The sequence below is a fragment of the Pumilibacter intestinalis genome, assembly GCF_943193005.1.
Classification (GTDB): domain Bacteria; phylum Bacillota; class Clostridia; order Christensenellales; family Pumilibacteraceae; genus Pumilibacter; species Pumilibacter intestinalis.
On sequence record NZ_CALPCH010000014.1, the window covers coordinates 38,136 to 59,305 of the forward strand.

Annotated in this window: 11 protein-coding genes; 1 reads left to right on the forward strand and 10 read right to left on the reverse strand. The window is 49.3% G+C overall.

All coding sequences use genetic code 11. The annotated features are described in order from the left end of the window. Window position 1: 1 nt before the first annotated feature. From NFR55_RS07665 to NFR55_RS07710, 10 genes are all read right to left on the reverse strand, one after another. Entirely contained in the window at window positions 2-1,603 is a 1,602-nt protein-coding gene (locus NFR55_RS07665) for a beta-N-acetylhexosaminidase (RefSeq protein ID WP_251547948.1), read from the reverse strand. Window positions 1,604-1,622: 19 nt separating this feature from the next. Next, the gene (locus NFR55_RS07670) at window positions 1,623-3,563 is read right to left on the reverse strand and encodes a beta-L-arabinofuranosidase domain-containing protein (RefSeq protein ID WP_251547950.1); all 1,941 of its coding nucleotides are present in this window, start codon (window positions 3,561-3,563) and stop codon (window positions 1,623-1,625) included. 4 nt (window positions 3,564-3,567) lie between these two features. Next, the gene (locus tag NFR55_RS07675; protein ID WP_251547952.1) at window positions 3,568-5,511 is read right to left on the reverse strand and encodes a glycoside hydrolase family 36 protein; all 1,944 of its coding nucleotides are present in this window, start codon (window positions 5,509-5,511) and stop codon (window positions 3,568-3,570) included. Between the two features lie 107 nt (window positions 5,512-5,618). Beyond that, the gene (locus tag NFR55_RS07680) at window positions 5,619-8,003 is read right to left on the reverse strand and encodes a hypothetical protein (protein WP_251547954.1); all 2,385 of its coding nucleotides are present in this window, start codon (window positions 8,001-8,003) and stop codon (window positions 5,619-5,621) included. Further along, window positions 7,990-10,383, reverse strand: coding sequence for an Ig-like domain-containing protein (locus NFR55_RS07685; RefSeq protein WP_251547956.1), 2,394 nt, complete (start codon window positions 10,381-10,383; stop codon window positions 7,990-7,992). The genes NFR55_RS07680 and NFR55_RS07685 overlap by 14 nt, the downstream gene beginning before the upstream one ends. A gap of 32 nt (window positions 10,384-10,415) precedes the next feature. Next, on the reverse strand, window positions 10,416-13,856 hold the full coding sequence (locus NFR55_RS07690; RefSeq protein WP_251547958.1) for a phage tail protein: 3,441 nt from the start codon (window positions 13,854-13,856) through the stop codon (window positions 10,416-10,418). Between the two features lie 13 nt (window positions 13,857-13,869). Then, on the reverse strand, window positions 13,870-16,341 hold the full coding sequence (locus NFR55_RS07695; protein WP_251547960.1) for a glycoside hydrolase domain-containing protein: 2,472 nt from the start codon (window positions 16,339-16,341) through the stop codon (window positions 13,870-13,872). Window positions 16,342-16,355: 14 nt separating this feature from the next. Then, the gene (locus tag NFR55_RS07700; RefSeq protein WP_251547962.1) at window positions 16,356-17,954 is read right to left on the reverse strand and encodes an ABC transporter substrate-binding protein; all 1,599 of its coding nucleotides are present in this window, start codon (window positions 17,952-17,954) and stop codon (window positions 16,356-16,358) included. Between the two features lie 41 nt (window positions 17,955-17,995). Continuing rightward, the gene (locus tag NFR55_RS07705) at window positions 17,996-18,880 is read right to left on the reverse strand and encodes a carbohydrate ABC transporter permease (protein ID WP_251547964.1); all 885 of its coding nucleotides are present in this window, start codon (window positions 18,878-18,880) and stop codon (window positions 17,996-17,998) included. A 15-nt stretch (window positions 18,881-18,895) separates the two neighbouring features. Next, on the reverse strand, window positions 18,896-19,819 hold the full coding sequence (locus NFR55_RS07710) for a carbohydrate ABC transporter permease (protein WP_251547966.1): 924 nt from the start codon (window positions 19,817-19,819) through the stop codon (window positions 18,896-18,898). A 188-nt stretch (window positions 19,820-20,007) separates the two neighbouring features. On the opposite strand from NFR55_RS07710, the gene NFR55_RS07715 reads away from it, so the two are divergent. Next, on the forward strand, window positions 20,008-20,952 hold the full coding sequence (locus NFR55_RS07715; RefSeq protein WP_251547968.1) for a helix-turn-helix domain-containing protein: 945 nt from the start codon (window positions 20,008-20,010) through the stop codon (window positions 20,950-20,952). Window positions 20,953-21,170 lie beyond the last annotated feature (218 nt).

Here is a 21,170-nt window from a genome sequence, read left to right on the forward strand (position 1 = left end):
TTTACAGTTCGCTCGGCGAAACCAAGCGGCGATAATCGTTCATAAGAAAATTGTCGGGCAAATTCGGATTAAGCGGCAAAATATTTTCTTGCAACTCCTCTATCCTATCAATCACTCCCGAAAGATAGGCAAGCAACCTGTTGCGACAATGCGCAAGCCGCTGTTTTACCCCGCCCAATCGCGCACAGTGCACCTCGAACCCGAACGGTTTGTTTACGGTATGCCACTGCGCCGAAAACGCCGCAAAGAAATCGTCGAGCCGCCTTTCCGCTTCGACATAGTCGTCGGCAATTTCGGCAAGTTCGCGCCGCAAATCACTTTGATACGCTTTCCGCGTGCGCACTCCCAAATGCGTTTTTATTTCCATTAGGCGGCAAAGTTTTTCCGCAGTATCGAATAAGTACGAGTACTCGCCCGCAAGCTTTTTCGCCGCCGCCAATTTTTCGGCGTATTCCGCATAAGGCATATGCGTATGCAAAGTTACCGCACCGTCGAACATGCCCAAAAACGGGTCGGAATATAAAAGAATTTTGCTCGGGTTGGAAAACGTATCCGTTATATCGGGCACGGAGTCGGGCAGTTCGAGCAAGTCGAAATCATGCGCCGAAATACCGAATAATTTTTCAAATTCGTCGGCTATCTTTTCGTCGTTATATTCGCCGTCGGCATAGCGGCGAATAGCGTATAAATTATACAGTTGCGTTTGCGGCGGGCACTCCGCGCCGTTGTCGCCCCAAACGGTAACGAGCACGTTCTTTATACCGTGTTGCCGCACGCTTTGCATAGCCGGTTTCATGGACAAGCGAGTAAAACGCGCCTGCGGAGCAAAGCCCGTCCAAGTCCAAGCTCCGCCCGCAAACCAAACCTCGCGCCCGAATTCCTTATGCGACTGTATCATAGCTGAGTAGTCCTCTTTTTGCGTGTGGTAATAGTCCCAATACACGAGGGCAACGTCCTCGGGCACTTTTTCGCGCACTTCCTGCGGAATGTGAACACCGCGGGCGCAATACTCGCCCTTCGCCGCAAGACGGAAAAACATGTCGCTCCACATATGCGGGTTAAATCCGTACTTTTTCGCTATGGCTACAATGCGCGAAAGATGACGGTTGAGTATGTCAAAGCGGTCTGTAAAGCCGTGTTTATCGAAATATTTGCCCAAGCCCACCATGTGCGCTTCGTCCATACCGATATGCACGTTACGCGACGTGAAATTTTTTGCAAGCGATGCGAAAATGCGTTCTATGAACTCGTACGTTTTTTCGTCATCGATAAGCAAAATATCGTTTACGTCGGTTATTTCGGCAAAGCGCGGCAACTTTACCGGATTGGTAAAATGCGCGAGCGTTTGAATACACGGTATAAGTTCTATGCCGTGCCCCGCCGCGTACTCGTCTATTTCCTTGATTTCGCTTGCCGTATATCTTCCGCGCAAATAGCCGAAATACGGTTCACCCTCCACCTCGAAAGTATCTTCGGTATACAGTTCGAGTATGTTATATCCCATTTTTTGCAATGCGTTTATAAGCTGTTTTACTGCGCTTACTTTGAGCACCGCGCCGCGCGAACAGTCGAGCATTGCGCCGAAATATTTATATCCTGTCATACTCTTTTTTGCTCCTCGACTATTTCAACGCGGGAAACACGGTAACGCGCAATTTTGCCGCGCCCATGGGAACGAGCGCAATCGTTTCTTTTTCGCCGACGCCTTTTTCGGATATTGTTTCGGGCAGCGGCGGCGTGAACGTGAAATCGCCCGCCTTTTGTCTATATTCTTTTTCGTACAAACTGGTGCACTGCGTCACTTCGGTCTTGTGCAAAAGTTGCCAATCCGCCAATCGATGCGCAGGCACGGTAAGATGTAAAGGCGCACCCGTAAGCGTCCAAGGATTTTGCCCGTTCGGCGAGTTCCTATGTAGCCGTACGTCCTTTTCCGTACATTCGCTTTCGTCTATGCCGTAGTTCCACGCCTCGTCCGTCGTAAGATTGTAGTTACATAGCGTTCCGTCACCGTTCGGCACGGGCACTTTCTCCTCTTTGTACGCAAGTCCGAGCGCAAACACAAGCGAGCCGCGCGTAAAGTATATGCCGCCGTCCGAAGATTTTTTCGCCTGTATATGCGGTTTTAACGTCAACGTAATTTCGTCGCCGTCCGCAAATTCGCGCTCTATGCGATAAAACACACCCGACTGTTCTGTTTTTCTCTCTTTACCGTTCACCGCGACGGTCGCGCCGTCGCTCCATGCGGGAATACGCAAGCATAAAGTAAACTTTACCGATTTATCGGTATGCACCGAAAATGCCACCGTATCTTCAAACGGATAATCTGTTTTTTCATCGATTCGCACGTTTGCGTCGCTCTGTTCAAACGAATATACATTCGGCGAATACAGCGTTGCATATATATCGCTTTCTTTGCGCATCCAAAGGCGACATGCAAAATTGGGCATAAAGCGGTTGGCATTGCCTACGCAACAGTCCGTGAAATGTTTGGAATTATATCCCATCCACTCCTCGCCGCAAAAGAACACGTTGTGATTGCCTGTTTGCGTGGCAAGCGTTTGGTTAGTGCACGAAAAATACTGCACTGCGGAAAAATCTTCTTTCACCGCACCGATGCCCGCATTGAAAATACACTTTTCTATTTTATCCGCATACTTAACATCGCCCGTTGCCGTTAAAAGATAATACAACGCCCAGGTATAATCACTTATTGTGCAAGTTTCGTGGCTTTGGTAGCTGTCGTTATTTATCATGAATTCGTTGCTGCAATGTCCGCCGTCGGGCAACATAAACATTTTATCGAGCTTTTCAAACGCATTTACCGACACGCGCAAATACTTTTCTTCGCCCGTGTACATATACATAATCGCGCCGATTTTCGCCGTTTCGTCGTGCGTCACGCCGTGCACATACGGCTTTTTATCCGACAGCATAACTTTTTCGCTGTTATCGTCTCGGCAGTTTTTATTATAGTCGACATACGTCTTTTTCGCCAAATCAAGCAGCCTTTTATCGCCCGTTTTGCCGTACACCCACAGCATAATTTCTATATGCAAAAACTCGCGCTTAGTAGAATAATCGTAATCGCCTTTTATATAAAAATCATGTAACGCTTGCACGATTTTTTCGTCGTGCGTGTATTCGTACTTGGCGATGAGCGCGCGAAAAAACACGACTTGCGGCCAACGATGCCACCCACTCGTTTCACGCAAGAATTCCGAACCGATAAACCCGTCGGGCGCGATATGCGACAGCGCATAGTCAAAACTCTCGTCGGCATACGCGCACAAATCCTCTCTGCCTATAAGCGCGCCGCACACATACATGCCGTCGAGTCTATAAGCCGTTTGCTCGAACACTTCCCACGGCGGCGTTTCGTCACCACGCGTTTCGCCTTTCCAAAACGCTATGGAATATGGATATCCGGTGTGTTGCAGTTTTCCCGTCAAGCCATTCGCTTGCGTTTGCAAAAACTCTTTTACCCACCCTTGCGGCGTTATTTTACCTAAGTTTGCGAATTGCATTTTTTCGTACATTATGTTCGTTTCCCTGTTTATTTTCAATTGCTTATTTTTCCGTTTCAATCTCGAAAACTCTTGCGGCGTATTTTTCTTCAAATCGCACCGTGAGAGCGTTTGCGGTAAATGTAAAATCCGTTTTAAGCGTTTGCGGATAGCCCACTCTTACGCTGTGTATCTGTTCGGGAATCGGTATGCAAATCTTGCTTTCGCCGCCTAAATTCCACACCGCCAAATAAATTCTGTCGGCGGTTTTCAGTCCGCAAGCGGCGTACGGCGCACCGAACGACATTAACTCAAGCGGAAAGTACGGCAGTGCCGTTTTCTTTATCGGCGTAAGTTTGTTGTAATAGGCTGTTCCCTCTTGCACTAGCGAAAACTGCGCGCTCCATAATAGTTCTATATGGCTTGCAAGGTGCATACGCCCGAGCAGCGCGTTTACCGTGTTCATAACGATTTGCTCGGACGAAATGTTTTCTTGCACCCATTTTTCGTCATGCGTAAAAGGCGAACCTATCTCGCCGTCGCCTACTACGGGATAGTTCCATACCGCCGCTTGCTCGGGTAACACCGCCGATAAAATATTTGCGGATATGTACGGATATAATCGGTAGTTCGTTTGGTCGGACGTGGAAACGAGCGAAAAACGGCTCAGCGTTTCGTAGTCCATGCGCATGCCGCCCGAAGAGCACGTTTCGATAAGCACGTTATGAAAACGACTGCGAATTTCGTCTATCCATTTGAGATATGCGGCGCGGTCGGCGGTAAGGCTTTCGTCGCAAACGCCTATATCTTCGTTGTAGTCCATCTTTATGTACTGTGCGCCGTAGTCCTCTACCATGCGCCGTATCGTTTCGGTTAAGTAGTCCGTAACTTTTTTCGCGCGGAAATTCAAAAAGTATCTGCCCATTACGGCAACGCGCTTTCCGCCTCGGTGCAAAAAGCACCCTTCGTCGTAGTACGAAAGCATTTCTTCGCACTTTACGCCTATAATTTCGGGTTCTATCCACAAGCCCGCTTTCATATTAAGACTGCGTATATAGTCCGTAGTGGCGCGCACGCCGTGCGGGAAACGCGCTTTGCTCTCTTTCCACTGCCCCACGTACGGATAAACGATATTGCCCGGCTCCTCGTTGTGCCAGCCGCAGTCTATAACGTAGTACTCCGCGCCCGCCTTTGCCGCAGATTGCGCAATGCGCCGCGTGTTTTGTTCGTCGGGGCTGTCCCACGATAAATGCATATACTCGTTGAATATTACGGGCAACCGCTCGTCAGATTTATTTTGCCCCGCGATATGACGGCGATACTTCGTCATTTCGCCCACTACGGCGTTTATAGAATTTCCGCACGCGAGCGCAACGGTAGGCGTGCGCATACTCTCGTTCGGCAACAGTTCTTTGCTCTCGTTGCCGCAAAACGCACTGCCGCCGCCGAGGCACAGCGCGAGTTCGCCCTTTTGAGCCGAAAGCGTATATTGCCAGTGGCAGTTGCTCTCGATTTGAAACATAAGAAATTCGTTTTCGTATTCGAGTATGCCTTGCGGTAACTGCTCTTTACTCGACCAACTGCCGACGTTTTTATACGCAAGGCACTTTTCGCCGCCGTCTATATACGTATTAAATCCGTACTGCTCGAGCGAAAACCTGCGCGGCTGACACTCGCAATGGTGTCCTTGCGTAAACTTGGTAAAATACGTTTTGTCTGCATTTTTTCGTCCGCCGAACAAGCCGCCGAGCACGAAAGACGAAAGCAGTTCCACCGTGATATTTTCGGAAGAAAGATTTTTCACGCACGAAAAAATTTGCACGGCATTTGTATCGTCGAACGCACGAAATTGGGTAGCCACCTCGCATAATTCGTTTGCTTGCGTAACAGTGAGCGTATCCTTATTCATGCAATGCGAAACGTAGCGCAAACTTTCGCTTTCCGAACAGCGCACCGCTTTGCCGCCCACGTTGCTCGGGTGGTCGCGCCCGCCGAGTTGCAATTCCACAATAGGGGTACGCGTTTTATTCTCCGCCGCATTCCCGAATTTTTTGATATATATTCTCTCGTTTTCCAAGCAAAAACCAATAGTCTGCCAAGTAAATTCCATAGTGCTTATTTCTCGATGATACAAACGCTTTTAAGTTCCGCGGGGCGCAAAATATCGAATTTGCTAAGGTCGTCGCGCATGGTAAAAGCAAGATTTTTGTATACTGTAATTTTGATTGTTTGCTCGGTATTGTCTAAGCGGGAAAGCTCGCTTGCGGGAATAATCGCAACGCCGCCGATAAAGCCGTATTCTTTGTCGCCTACGGCGATACGCGCCCACTCACCCGTATATTCTATCCGTAGTTCGTTGGACTCGTTCATTTGCACGGTCGCCGCATACGTAACGCTACAATCGTCTTCGCCCGTCTTTTCAAACGGAATATTTTGAATTTTTGCGTTCCGATTTTTCGGCGCGTTTTCTTGCAAACTTTCCAAAAACACCGCTTGCCCCGCGCGTAACCGCACATTTACCACTCCGCCGTTTGCGGGCAATATTTCTTCCGTGCCGCAAAGCATATCCGAAATTTTGCACGATTTGCCCGAACACACTACGGCGATATTCGCCACCGTATTCCCTGCGTTGTGCAAAAAGTATGTTTCTTTGCCTTGTAACTTCATGGCGCGAATACGCTTTGCTCCCGCGCCGCTTATATTTACCGTACGAGGCAAAGAGCAGAAAAGCGCGGCGAGTTCTTTTTTGCCGCCGCTTTTCAGCCGCATTACTTTAGCTTTGGATATTGCTTTTAACTTGCATTGTATTTCCTCGGGCAAAAACTCGGCATAAGGCACTAAAATGTATTCGTATTTATACGCTTGGTCAAGCTTATCGCTCGGCAAAATATCGTAGTCGATTTGCTTTTCGGAAAGCACCGCCGCAACCGTATCGACGGGCATGTATTTTCTGCCGCTCCATTCCGCTTCGGCGTGATAGAGTATGCCGACTTTAATGTCCGCACTCTCGCTCGCAAACAGCTCGCACATCTTTTGCATATATCGCATTACGAGTTTGTATCCGCCGAACAGCGGCGTGTTTTTACCGAAATGCGGCGGACAGTCGGCGTTGTGAAACGTTTGCGAATAAGCGTGCGGAATAAACGAATTTATGCCGCGCACAAGCATGTGATTGACTAAGTACAGCATTTCGCTAATGCTTTCGCCCCAACCGTACGCGCCGAAAATTTCACACAGCGCACGATTTTGTTTTTCGGGATAAAGCCGAGCGCAACTCGACGCGAGCTTAGCAAGCGTGTTATCGAAAAATGCGGGTTCGGCGTAGCCGCCCGCAACGGGCGCAAAATGCGCCTTTGTGTAGTGCGGCTTTATTTGGTGTAGCACAACGTCTATTGCGGCATAGTCTGCGCCCGTTTGACTGCGAAAATAATTGCCGGCACTGCACCCCAGCCGAGCGTGCGCTCCCATATCTTCTATAATGTGGCCGCAGTACGTCAAGTTCCGCTCGTGACACCACTCCGAAAGCCTACCCGAAAAATTCTCGCCGTAGCTTTTGGTGATTGCGTTCATATAGGCAATGCGGATATTCGGCGTGTTCTCGCCGATATCGTACCAAAGAGCAAGCAGGTCTTGTGCGTGGGGGAAAACGGCTCTAATGCAGGGGATTGCTTCGCTACGCTCGCAATGACAGGATAAACCGTCGCAATGACCGAACAGCAAACCGTCGTGCCACGGGTATGCCATGCCCTCTACGCCGAGCGTGCTTTGGTAGGCGTTGCGGTTACATAGTTCGCCGCAGTTATAACCGTTGGCAAAACGGGGTTCGTCAGAGAAAAAGCCTACGAACGTTCCGGCGTATTTGCCGCTTTCCACATACCGCTCGTAATGCGGTTCGTACACCTCGCGTATGAGCACGTCTACCGACTCGGGATTTAGCATATCCAAGTAGTACGGATTATTCGCGCTTTCCGCGCCGCCGCGCGTCTTTTTTATAACGCAAATGCGCAACGGTTTTCCGTCGTAGGCAAAACGCACGAAATCGTCGCGCACGCAATTCGTCAAGTCCGCAACGATTTCCGCCTTTTTGCCGCGCATTTTTACGGCGAACACGCCGAGTATTTTGTCTTGAGTTATTCGGTCGCTTTCGGAATTTACAAGCAACGAAATTTCGCCCGCCTCTCCTTCCAAATCGACAAACTCGCACTTAACGCGCCACGGTCTAAGCTCGGGATATTTTTCTTTTATCGCTCCGTTCGCAAAGCCCGTGGGATAGTGCTTGTCGTCGAGCAACCACGCTTGCATGCCCCGCGCTTTTGCCTCGGCGAGAACGGTGTCCATAATATGCCACCATTTCTCGCCGCAAAAGTCGGCGCACGTTCTACTCTCAACGCAAAACCCTTGCGCTCCGCTCTCGGATATCGCTTGGATTTCTTGCGCTAAGTTTTCGGCGCTCTCGCCCGTTATCCATAAAAAGGGAAACAATCTGTTACCAAAATGCAACGTAGTCTATCTCCAACCATAAATTTTCTTGCGCGGCAAAGTTATCGTGATTTTTCAACTCGTTGATATACATACCCGCATAAAATGTTTGCTGTTCTCCGCAATACACCAAACGCTTGCCCAAATCGGCTTTCGTCCACTTAAAGTCGTCGAGCGAAAGCAATACGTCGGTATCTTGCAAGGTATCGCAACTGCCTACCACGCTAATCGAATACTGCACGTTCCTTGTAGAGATGCCATCGACATACAACTCCACATTATAGTCTATGGGCGTGAATTGATATGCGTCCGCATAACGCACGCGCAGCGTTTTTTTGCCGTATTCGTCGGTGTGCACTTCAGCGTCGCTCGGGTTATACACCATAAAAAACCGCTGCGCTTGCGCACTGTATACGTGCCCGCCGTTGTAGGTAAACGCGCCGTCGTTGAAGCTCGCAAAGTTTGCCGCAATGCTTTTTTCTATAAATTGCATGTAGCCTTTGCTCTCGTTGCCGTCACTGTCTGTAGCGGTCATAAACACTTCCCACACCTCTTTTGCGGCAACGGTAAAGGAACTAAGCGTACCCCCCCCCGCGGCGGTCTGCGCCTCGCCGTTTTTAAGCACTTTATCGTAAGTAAGAGTGAAACTGCCGCCGTCGTCGGTCACGTTAACGAATTTTGCTATGCCCGTATCTGCAAGCGTTATCGTTGTGCCCGCCGTAACCGCGTTATCGGTCTTGCCCGTAACTTTGGATATTGCGGGCGGAGTAATTCCCGCGTTGATATCATACAGCACAATCTCGGTTTCTTGCGTATTGCCGTACCAATCGGTAGCCGTAAGCGTGATATGAAACATATCTTTCGCCGCAAGCGCGATTTCGTCGCCGTCTTTGATTTCGGTAGGGTTTTTGTCTTTGCCCTTTAATACCTCCGTAACGGCAAGCGTTTTCACGTTGTTGCCGAAGAAATCGGTTGCCGAAACGCCGAGAGCGTCTGCGGAGAATATAACCTTTTCACCCGCTTCCATAGTTATTTCGGCGTTTTCAACCGAAACCGCAGGTTTTTCTTTGGGCGTAACGCGGAAATTATCTATGCGGAACGCAACGGTATCAGGCTTTAAGTCCTCTTTTGTAAACACAAACCTTTGAAACAAGCTTATTACGTTGTCGCCGCGGTCGGTTGCGTTCGCTTTTTCCACGTTAACGTGTTTTGTTGCCGAAAACGCACCCGTTTCACTGCTCAGCGTAACGCTCGGCATGCCGTCGGTATTGCCGTCTTGCCCGGTATAATACACCGTAGAACCGTTCTTACCTTCGGCGAATTCGCCCACTATCTCTACGTCGTACGAAAAATCGACTTTGCACGCAACATTTGGCGTACCGTCGATTGCGTCTATACGCCAACACAACAGCGGCAGTTCTTTTGCGTTCTCCCAATCTTTCAACGCGGCGGAATAGCTCGATACGCCCGCATTGTCGCTATATACCGTGCGCTCTATATTACCGTAGGGATTGAGCCACAAATCGGCTTTGCCGCCGTGCACGTCGCCGGTGCTCCAGCCCGTAAAGGTGAGCATGTGCGTATGTTCTTCCATATAGGTAAGATGCGCGGTATACGTTTTGCTCGAATCCGACTTATCGGTAGCCGTTACGTTTGCCACGCAGTAATCGTTGGCGTTCAAAACGAACTCCGGCTCGCTGCTCGGCGTATCCGTGCCGTTTACGCGCACCTCGTAAGTATAATCGTAATCGTCGGGATTTGCGCCCTCGGGCAAAACGAACTTTGCACGCTCGGGCGTGAGCGTAACTCTTTCTCCCGCCTTTACCACTCGCTCCACGCGCGGCTCGATAGTAAACTCCTGCGTGGCAGAGCCGCGGTTGCCCGCCTTATCCTGCGCATGCACCGTAAGCGTGTAGTCGCCCGCCGTGGGGACGGTAAATTTTCCGTCCGAAACGGGAATGGAAACTCCGTCTTGCGTAACGGTGAGTTCGTAGTCCTCTATTATACCGTCGGCGTTGTCGATTACGACCACGCGCGGCTCGCTTAGTTCGCTGTCTTCCTGCACACGCAAGTAGTTGCCTATAATGTGCACTACGGGCGCGGTTGTATCTAACGCCGTTACTTTCCAAACGCTGTCCGTGCCCAAACGCGTTACGGTGTATTCGCCCGTTTCGGGAAAGAACACAGTACCGCTTGTAAGCGAAATTTCCGTATCGCCTTTCTTTACCGAAAATTCACGCCAATTTGCGCCCGTTTCCAATTCCGAAAGCTCGAACGGAGCGTTCACCTCGGCGGTGACTTGTTTTGCAAGCGGCAATTTGTCGCCGCAGGCGGCAAGCGCGAACACCATAACGAACGCAAGCGCAATCGCCGCCGCCTTTTTGCCTATTTTACCTTTCATATTTTCTTCTCCCTTTCAATCGAAAAATGCCTTTATGCCGCTTTGATTACAATGTTGTCAATATAGATTTTTGCGTTCGCGTCGCTTAAGAACAATTCGCTTACGGTAATGCTATCCAATGTGGAATACAACCCGTCAATACCAAACGCTTCGGGCGAAAACCATGAACTGCTACTATATGTTACGGCAATGTTTTTGCCTGCGTCGGCGGCGGTAACATTAAATGCATTATCCATAGATATCAAATCGCCTTCTTCGGCAAACGTACCTTCTACGCGCACCGTAAACGAAACCGTCAAACCAACGCTCGTAGCATACGGGAAAAACAGTTGTAATCCCGATTTAACTCCGCTCAAACAAATCTCGGTATTGCCGTTACTCGAAACCATACCCGAAATATTTCCGTTAACGACTTTGAGAGCCACCGCGCCGTTGTATCTTATATACTCGTTGTTCACCGTTTCTATATTTCCGTTAAGCGTTTTCAATACGCCGCTGAGCGAACTTTCCGCAAACATTATATAACTTCTCGACGTTGCGTTGCCTTCGGTAGCCGTAACGAAAATTTCGTAATACTCGCCCGCACCCACGGTAATGCTTTGAGCGTTCGCGATTTCTTCCGAGCCGTTCTTCATTACGCGATAGCTAACCGAAACGTTCCCCCCCCCGTTGCCTTGCACGGAAAGATAATTTTCTATTCCGTTCTCGCCGAGCGCAACGGCAGTGCCGGAGGCTACGTAATTGTCTATGTTCGTTACCGTTATTTCGGGCGGCAGTTCGCCTACTATTACCGTTACCGTTTTCGTCGTTTGCATGCCGTAGCGGTCGGTAGCCGTAAAGGTAATTTTATACGTTCCGTCGGGCGCGTTATTAAGCGCGTAACCGTCGGTGTATTCCGCTTTTACGGTATCGTTAAATTTCACCTCGGTAACTTTAAGCTCCTTAAGTTCGTTGCCGAGATAGTCCTCGCCCGAAACGCCGAACTCCGCCGCCGTAAAGGTAATGTTCGCTCCGCTGTCTTTCTTCACGGTTTCGTTCTCCGCCGTAACGATAGGCGCATTAGGCGTAAATATTTCTATATTATCTATAACCACCCACACGTCTTTACCTTGAATGGCAGTGTACGCAGTTACCAAATTGGTAGACAATCCGTCGCCTCTATCGGTAAGCTGTACGTTAACTACAAACTTTTCCCCGATATCGTTCGCAGTGATTGTTACGCCACCTATTGCAAACAAGTTACCGCTCAAACCGTTAAGCTCGGTTTCCAACCGAACCGTAAATCGCGCGTAGCAATTTACACGGTGAAACATCAACTCGAAAGCGTTATTTGCAACGCTTTTCATTTTTAGGCTCGCATTGCTGAAAGAGTCGCGCTCTACTTTGAAAGTATTCGCGTCGAATTTGAAGCCGCGAATTAAATCGGAGCCGTTTACCTTCAAATCGATTTCACCCGCGCCGCCCAAAGGCACAGCCTCGGAATCGGCGAGCGTTTCGAGTCGGTCGGCGATATCCGCCGCCGCAAACACCAAGCAGGCGCGAGAAGTATTTTTCGCCTCGCTCTTATCTGTTGCGGTAACGTAAACCTCGTAGTATTCGCCGCCTAAAACGGTAAAGTTTTGAGTAGCTGCGGCAAGTTCTTCCGCGCCGCGCGCACCGTATTTTACCACGCGGTATTCCAAGTCAAAGCCCGAAAAATCGGTTACGGTAAGATAGTTCGCAATGCCGTCGCTACCGAGCGTAACGGTCGTGTTTTTCGCAACTTTGTTAAGCTCCGAATACGTTCCCAACTCGGGCGCAAAAGTATCGCTAAGGGTAACGGAAACACTCGCCTCTTCGCTGTCTAAACGCCACTCTTCGTTTGCCACGGCTTTCACGTACACGTTATACGTTCCGGGTTCCGTCAAGGTATACTCTATTTCGGTCTGCGCGTTGCTCCATTCTCCGTTATTTATCTTAATTTTGTAGCCGTCGGCATTCTCCACAACGTACCAACTTATAACGTTATCTTCAATCGTAACGGTGGGCGTAGCGAGTTTTTCTGTGATAAGTACCGTAATACCCGTTGCGTCGCTGTCACGGTACCGAACGCCGTCGCCGAGAGCTTTAACGCGCACGGTGTAGTTGCCCGCCGCAGAACGGTTGAGCGTGTAGCTCGTTTCGGTCTGCGGCTCGCTCCACTCTCCGTCGTTCACTTGCACGCTGTAGCCGATTGCGTTTTCCACCGCGTTCCACTTTACCGTTTTGCCCTCTGCCGAAACCGACGGCGCGGCAAGACGAGGAGTAGGCGTTGCGGGATTGCCGAATTCGTCTGTAAGCGTAAGATTATCGAGATAAATCGCGCTGCCCGCCGTTTTCAAGCCTATTACCTCGAACGCAACGCTCATAAGGTTGCCGAGCCCGTTGCCCACAAACGCGTCGTCTACGGCGCCGAGCAATATCCTATTGCCGCTCGCCGCCCAAGAACGGGGCTGTATCGCAACGGTGGATGCAAAATAATCGGTGGCTATGTGCGAAAACAAAGCTACGCGCACCGTTATTTCTTCGTCGGTGTCGTTATACATATCGAAATGCAGATACGTTTTGGTAAGGTCGTAGGTATCGGGTATTTTGAACATATCGTCACAAGTTCTGAACCCGGGGCAGTCCACGCCTTCGCCGCCCTTTTTGGCGTTGAAAGTAACCTTCATGGAGTTTTTGCCGGTGAGAACGTACCGCAAATCGGAGTTACGCTCGAATACGGGCGCGGTAGTCAAACTCGTAAAACCGCCGAACATTGCAAACTTGCTCGAGTCTTCGGGTACGGAAAAGTCGATTTTTTCGTTCGCCGCGCCGCCTTTCGACTCGTGCGGCAACACCTCGGCACGGAAATTGTCCAAATACAGCACCGTCGGCTCGTCGTCTATATCCCGCCCTTCAACGTAAAACGCGAAATCTTTGATTGCCGTCACGTCGGTAAAAGTTTTCACCACGTTGTTGTCTATCTCGAACGTAAGGTGATTTTCGCCGGGCTGCAACACGCGCCGCCCTATGGTGTAGGTGTCCGCGCTCATCAAAAGATGATTGTAGCCGAACACGAAATTCAGCGGTTTGTTGCTCGCGTTGAATATGTCAATTGAATATCCCACAACGTCGGAATAGTCCATTTTAGATAAAAACGCGTTGCCCGGCACGATGTAAAAGTCGTTGTCTTTGTAATACGTTTTGTCGTCGCTGAGTTTGCCGTAAACGGTCATTTTCGCGCTGTGCTTGCCGTCGGTAACGTGCTCGTCGGATATTTCCACTTTGGCGTGCATGTTGGAAAATATCATGGTGAGCAGTTCTTTGTCGCTCTCGAAACCGCTCAGCAAAACGCTCTGCGGCAAATTCGGTTTTTCTTGCGAGGTTTTATCGGTATCGTTGCAAGCCGCAAAACCGCACACCGCCAAAACGAGCGCAAGCATAAGCCCCGCGATACCCCATTTCTTTCTCATCTTTTCTCTCCTCCTATTTCGCCTTTACGCTTACCGAGCTAATATAAAGCGTGTTCTTCGTGCCCGGCGCGTTGGCGCAGTCTATGCCCACGGTTTCTATCTTTCTAAGTTCGGAAGAAAACCGCGAAATATACGTAAAGTTGGATACGGATATTTTGCGCCAACCGTTTGCGGGAAGCGTAACGGAGTCTACGGTGTACTGAACTCCCGAGTCGTTACGCGCAATCACGTTTATTTTGAGGTCGTCGTTCGAGTCGTTGTATACCCAAAACGACAAATCTTCCAGCCCGTCAAGTCCGTCTACGCCGAAACGAACGTAAGGACGGTAACCTTTGGTTTGGATTTCGTTATCGAACTGCTTGCCCGCAAGCACCGCTTTCACGGTTGCGCCGTGCGCCGCCTGCGTTCCGTCGCCGTATGCAACCGAACTGCCGTTCGCAGTGTTCACGGCAAACTTGCTCGCGTTTTCCTCGTTCGATAAATCTATCGCTTTACTATACGCCTTGCCAACTATAAGCTCCGCGCTCTTTCCGCTTGCCGCAATAGTTATTTTGCCGCCGTCGGGATAGTCGACATTTACCGCCGATACGGTTTTGCCGTCGCCCGTAGCGGTTGCGCTCGTTTCAGCGGTTTCGCCGTTTATTTTAAGCTCCGCCGAGTTCGCGGCGCAAACGGTATAACTCACGCCGTTTTCGTCGTACGAGAAATCTGCCAAAAGCACGCCCGAGGGCGACTGCGCCATTTCTATAAGGCGGGCAACCGTTCTGCGAGCGGCTTGCAATCCCTCGAAATTCAATTTGCTTATGCCGGTAGCATAAATTTGTTTGTTCATTTCGGCGATTGCCGTGCGGATATTTTCGCCGCTTACGCCGTAATTGTCGGCAAGTTTTTCATACTCTTGTTCGAGTACGGACAAATACGTAAAGTCGTCTATGCCGTCGCGGCGTGCGGTAAGGCGCAAACTCGGAAACGGCTTTTCCGAGCCGTAAGCCCTACCCGGATACAGCCAGTATCCGTCGCCCGCCGTTATGCCGTCGCGCGAAGGCGAGGTATAGTGGTCGGGCACTCTGCCGTATCCCACGGGCAACGCCGTTCCGAAATTGCAGTATGCGTTCACGTTCCAATACAAATCGCCCTCTATGCCGTAATCGAACCGCGACCAAAACAAATCGCGTGAAGTAATCATGTAGTCGTCTATAAGATTTGCGGCATACGGCCAGAAATTCGCCGAGCCGTACGAGGTAAAGTCATACCCCTCCTTTTGCAAATCGGCGTACATATCCAAGTTTTCGGTAGACGAAAAGTTGTTGAATATGGGGCAAAGTTTAATATCGTTTTTATACGGCTCGAACTTATCTTGCCAACCCGTGATTACGGGTATAACGTGGCGGATATCTTTTACGGAGTTCGCAATTTCGCCCGTAAGGTTCAACTCGCTTATAACCGCCTGTTCCGCCTCGTTCGTTTCCTTAATCACCTTTTCCGTTTGAGGAAATTTGGCGTCGTTCACCTCGTCGTAAACTTGGTCGAAATAGTAATACGCTTTATCGAAATAGTTGATTTCGTCCTCCGTGCTTGCTTTCGCTATCGCTTTGAGATAGTTCTTGAACACGTCGAAATCAATCGTCTTTACGCCGTTTGTTTTTTTATCCACATACGGGATACCGTATTGCGCCACTTTGCCGTAATACTTGCGCAGAGCGGTCACAAAGCCGTCGTAGTCGCCGATTTCCGCAGGGAAATAGTATGCGGTTGAGTTGTATTCGAGCAACAGGTCGTAATAATCTTCGTATTTTTCTATGGAATTATCCAGTTCGCCGTCTATCAGCCAATCCCGCCAAATCAAATACGTGGTAGTCGCCGCGGGAACTTCGGGCATAACAAAATCATACACCTCGAGTTTAACGGGCACGGCTATCGTTTTGCCGCCCGCTGTGATTTGCACCTCGCCGCCGTACACGCCCGCCGCCGCGTCCGCGGGCACTTTAAGGTCGAACCAAAGTCCTTGATTTTTGCCTTTGTACAGCACGTTTTCTTTGGCGTTTTTAATGTACTCGAGCGGTATCATGGCGTCGGGATACGCGCCTGCGGCAAAGCCGGTAAAGCCGCTCGAAATATTCATATATTTGAGGGCGTACGCCGTGATTGCCGTGGCGGGAATTGTATTGCCCGCCGCCGACGTGAGCGCACCCACGGTTACGTCGTAAGCCGTGTCCGCTTCCGCCCTAAGCACAAGTTGCGCGCCCTCGGTTTCGCCTTTCGCCGCCTCGAATGAAAGAGCGGCATCACCGAGCGAATTTATATCTTCGTCTTGCAATACTTTTACGGTATTGAGTGCGCCGCGCACCGTTACCGTGGTTTGCGCGTTGGGCATTTCGTCTCCGCCGCCCGTGCCGTCGCTCGGCTTTATGTCGGCGCATGCCGTAAACGTAAGCATGGTTGCCACCATAAGCACGGCAAGAAAAACTTTTGCTACTCTTTTCATATTTTTCTCCCTTTTTATCTGATAATTCCGGCTTGGCGCAACAAACTCGTCCATGCCGTGGAATTACTGTAATATGCGTAGTCCGCGTCGGCAATCTCTTTCGCGGTCTTGCGGTTGTTGCTGCGCGTTAAGAGCACTTCGAGCGGAGCGTCGTTGCTCATGCGGTAGGGCACGAGTCCCGCGCCGCCGAGCGGCAAGTCGTTGCGGCGGAAATAGTATTTCGCGCTCTTGGCAACGCCGTAGCAAGATTTTGCCCAAGCATTGTATCCGTTCCAAATCTCGGGGTCGGAAGAAACGTCGTATCCGTACGGGAGCGTAGAACCTTGCATAGATTTTGCGAACACTCTTTGCCCTTCTATGCTCGTCATGAATTTCAAAAATTCTTTTGCGTAATTAAGACCTTTGCCGTAAGATGCGGCAAACGCCGTATGGTAGTTGGAGTACGAGAACGTGATATTACGCGCTTCGCGTATCTTCTCCATCGCTTCGTCGGATATAGCGGGCTTTTGAGTGATAGTGCCGTCTACATAGTCGATTGCGGCGCAAAGTTGCGCTTCGGTAATTTGCAATTTTTCGCCGAGCGACGAGAGCACGGGCATTCTGAGCATGCGCACGTTGCTGCTCGGGAACGCTTCCGCCATTTCGTAGTTGTGCCAATCTCCGTTAGGAAAGAACGCCGCGTCGCCGAGCATGAAACGCGTTTGTGTTTCGTTCCAGCCTATGTTGTTGCTCGCAGAGTAAAAGTGACCTGTGAGAACTTCTTCGAGTGCTTCCACTGCTTTGAGTCTGCCCTCTTGCAGGAAAATTTCCGGTCCTATGGCAGAGTCGCCGCTTGCGTTGGTGTATTTGCCCGAATAAAAATCCGCAACCGCGTCAAGCCCTTCGTACTGCGCCCACCAAGGCTCGTACAAGGCGTTGTAGTAATGCGTTTCCGCCGCATGGATAAACGCCGATATGCCCTTTGCTTTGAGAGCCTCGGCAACGGTTACGAGTTCGTCGGTGGTGCGCACGGGATACGTTTTTTGCCAGTCCGCGCCGAACGCCTTAATCATTACGTCGTCGTTCACGAGCAGACTGCTCGTGCTGTTTATCCAAGGTATGGTGTAGTACGCCTTGTCGCCGTTTTCCTTTTCTTTCTCGAAGGCAACCAACAGCGACTCGTCCATCAATTCTTTCACAGCTCTGTCGCCGTCGGGCGCGTTGTTGTACACGTCGGAAAGTTCAGCCAAAAGCGCGGTGGCGGGCGAAGCCATGGAGCTTTTTATGAACGGCAGCACGTCCGTACCGGTAAAGAACAAATCGTATTTGCAATATTCGAGACCGTTCTCGAGCGTGGCGGTTATGGTCGCGTCCTCCGTTTCGGTGCGTATCGTAATCTCGAAATTCGGATTTGTTTCTCTTTGTTTCGCCGTGAACGCGTCGGCAAGCGCGTACAGCCAATTAACGCCGTAGCCTTTGTTGAGGGTAAGAATATCCAAAGTATTCTCGGTGTCGGCTTTGTTTGCTCCGTCGTACGGGTTGTCGGGGTCGGTTACGGAACAGCCCGCAAACGTCGCCGTGCTCAAGCACATGAGTGCTCCGAGCAACACGGAAATCAACTTTTTCATTTTCATAGCTTTTTTCTCCTTTAGGATTTTATTTTGGAAAAATTGTTTTAACCTTTTAAGCCGCCCGTAGTGATACTGCTCATTATCTGCTTTTGAAAGACAATAAAGAGTATAAACGTAGGCACTGCCGCCATAAGCACGCCGGCGAAATACACGGGCATATTCACGTTAAATCCGGCTATGGTTTTGTACAAATACAATCCCGAGGCTATCGTGGGATAGTCGGGCAAGTAGTATATAGCCGTTGTATAGTCGTTCCAAGCGTTTATGAGCATAACGAGCATAATTGAACCTATTGCGGGCATTGCAATAGGAAGCATTATGCGCACGTAAATGGTAAAGTCGTTCGCGCCGTCTATCTTTGCGGCTTCGGCATACTGCCAGCTCACGCCGTTGAAATACGAGCGCAATATAAGGAACATAGAACCCACGCCCGAGGCGGAGGCAATCAAGATGAGCGGCGAATTGTACATGCCCGTTTTCATGTAGAGCCGCATGGTAGAAGCCATAGAGCCGTAAAGCGGTATCATCATAGAGGCGATAATTACAAAGTTGATTACTTTTTTGCCCACGAAATCGTACTTGCTCATGATGTACGCCGTGGTGCAACACACCGCCATGGATATAAGCGACTGCCCGAGCATGAGCCAAATTGAGTTGAACAGCATGTTAAACACGTTATTGCCGCGCACGTTGAGCAGTTTGAACGCTTCCAAATAATTTCCGAAACGCCAGTTTTCGGGGAAAAAGTTGTTTTTGTTTATCGTATATTCTATATGGTCTTTGAGCGACGCCATAAACGCCCACGCGATTGCATACACCATGCTAAACGCAAACAGCGCGAATACTACAAACGCAACCACGTTGCCTACGGTGAGTTGCTGAATGAAATATCTTTTTATCGACCTTTTTGCTTTTATTGTCTTTTCCATGTTCGCGCCCTCCTCTCAGTAATCTATATCGTCGGGCAGTTTTTTCAACAGCCAACGCATCAAAAAGAAAATGGGCAACGAACAAACCGTAAGAATAAGTCCGAAAGCGGCGGCGTATCCGAACTGTTGCCGCACTATTACTTTTTCGTACATCCAAAATGCTATCGTGCTCGTTTCGTGCATGCCGTTGGTAAAGAGCAGTATAGGTCCGCTCGCTCCGAACACGTTTATGCACGATAAGAGCATTATAGTGCCGAACGTGGGCGCAATGAGCGGCAACACGATTTGAAACATTTCGCGCATGGGTTTTATACCGTCTATTTTGCCGTATTCTATAACCGACTCGGGAATGCGGTTCATCGCTCCCGAAAACAAAATGATGTTCATGCCCAGTCCCGTCCATATCACGAACAAAACTATGCTCCACGTGGCATACGGCGCGGAATAGATAAGCGACGGTGCGTCGTCCCCCATTAGCTTGCGCCAAATCACGTCGATAGGTCCGCCCGCCGTGAGCATGTTGCTATACACCGCTACGAGCACTACGCCGGAAACTATCATTGGAATAACGAACACGAAGCGGAAAAATTTCCACAGCATGATTTTCTTGTAAATGAAATACGAAAGCAAAAAACTGAACAGGTTGGTTGCAAGCAACACAACGAAATAAATCATTGTGTTTTTCAAACTTATCAGCACTTCCGACTGTGCGCCGAGCGAGATATCGTCGAAAAACAAACGGAAATTACCGAACCCCCAAGCCCCCGTGTGTTGGTCTTGAAAGGCAATCAAAAACGAGTCTATATTTACGTAAATATAGAACACGCAAAAGTGCAATATCGCCACAAGCAACATGCCGTACACGAACAAGTGCTTTTTTATCAACTTTTTCGTGCGCGGCGTTATGCCGCTTTTCTCTTTTCCCAACGCTTTCTCCATCTATTCTCCTCCTTTATTTTTTGCTTTCGGGTTTAACTTACTTATTTATTTAATTGCTTTACAATTATATCATATATAAAAATAATTTCAAGTACCCCCCCCCGACATTAGTACACTATTATGCATATAAATTTGAAAAATAATGAACAAACTATTGACAAATCGTATAATTGCGGTATAATGGTGGTATGGAACCGCTTATAAACAAAATTTTACCGTATACGCAGCTGCATTTGCAATATGAAAATTTCGAAATGACCGCGCATCGGCATCACACAATAGAACTACTGTACGTAATTCGCGGCACAATGTCCGTGCTTTTCGAAGACGAAAAACTGCAAACCGAATGCGTACTCAAATCCAATCAGTTCTTACTCATATTGCCGCAATACAAACATCGCTATTCCATAAAATCGCATACCGAAATAAACGTTTTGGAAGTCGGACACGCCAACTCGCAAATTCCTTTCATAAAATGGCTGCTTTCGGGAGAATACGCCGACAAGTTTGCTTTTATGGCAAAATTATTGCAAACCTCGCAACAGTCACTTTTGTTCGACGACACGCAAGACGTGCACGCCGCACTCGAAAGACTTATACTGCTATCCTATCAGCACGAACACAATATCCCCAACGAATATTTTAACAGCGAATACGAAATAGCCTTGCTCGACTTGTTTATTAAAATGTGCAAATGCAATCGTTTGCTTATAGAAAAGGTTCGTTCCAATCGGTACATATCCCACACCCTTTTATATATTGCCGAAAACTACGCTAAAAAAATAACCATTTCTCAAATCGCCGATTTCGTAGGCGTAACCCCCTCCTATTTGCAACGCATTTTCAAACAGTCGTACGGTGAAACAATTCTCTCCGCACTCACCAAACAGCGCGTAACCGCCGCCACCGAACTACTCAAAAACTCCGACGTATCCGTTTCCGAAATCGGCAAAAAAGTCGGCTACTCCGACAAACGCATGTTTCTCGCCGCTTTCAAAAAGCTACAAGGCACGTCCCCTTCCGAATACCGCAAAAACAACCGCTCTTTCAATTTCGCATTATACCGCGACTACTCCGACCCGAAATACACGTTAGACGTAGACACCGACGCGACCGCGACAACCGAAGAATAAATATATCGCTATTTGCATAGCTTTATAAAACGCACTGCGTTCAAGACTGAAATCAATCGCTTTTCCGCATCGCACAATAGTTCCGTCGAAGATATGCGGAAGGCACTCTAAAAATGCGTACTTTTATGTTGCCTTATGTACCTTACGTGTTACCTTTTGTAACCCCGTGAGATTGGCGCGTGTGCTTGGCTTGAACAAGTGGGCTCGCTACGCTCGCC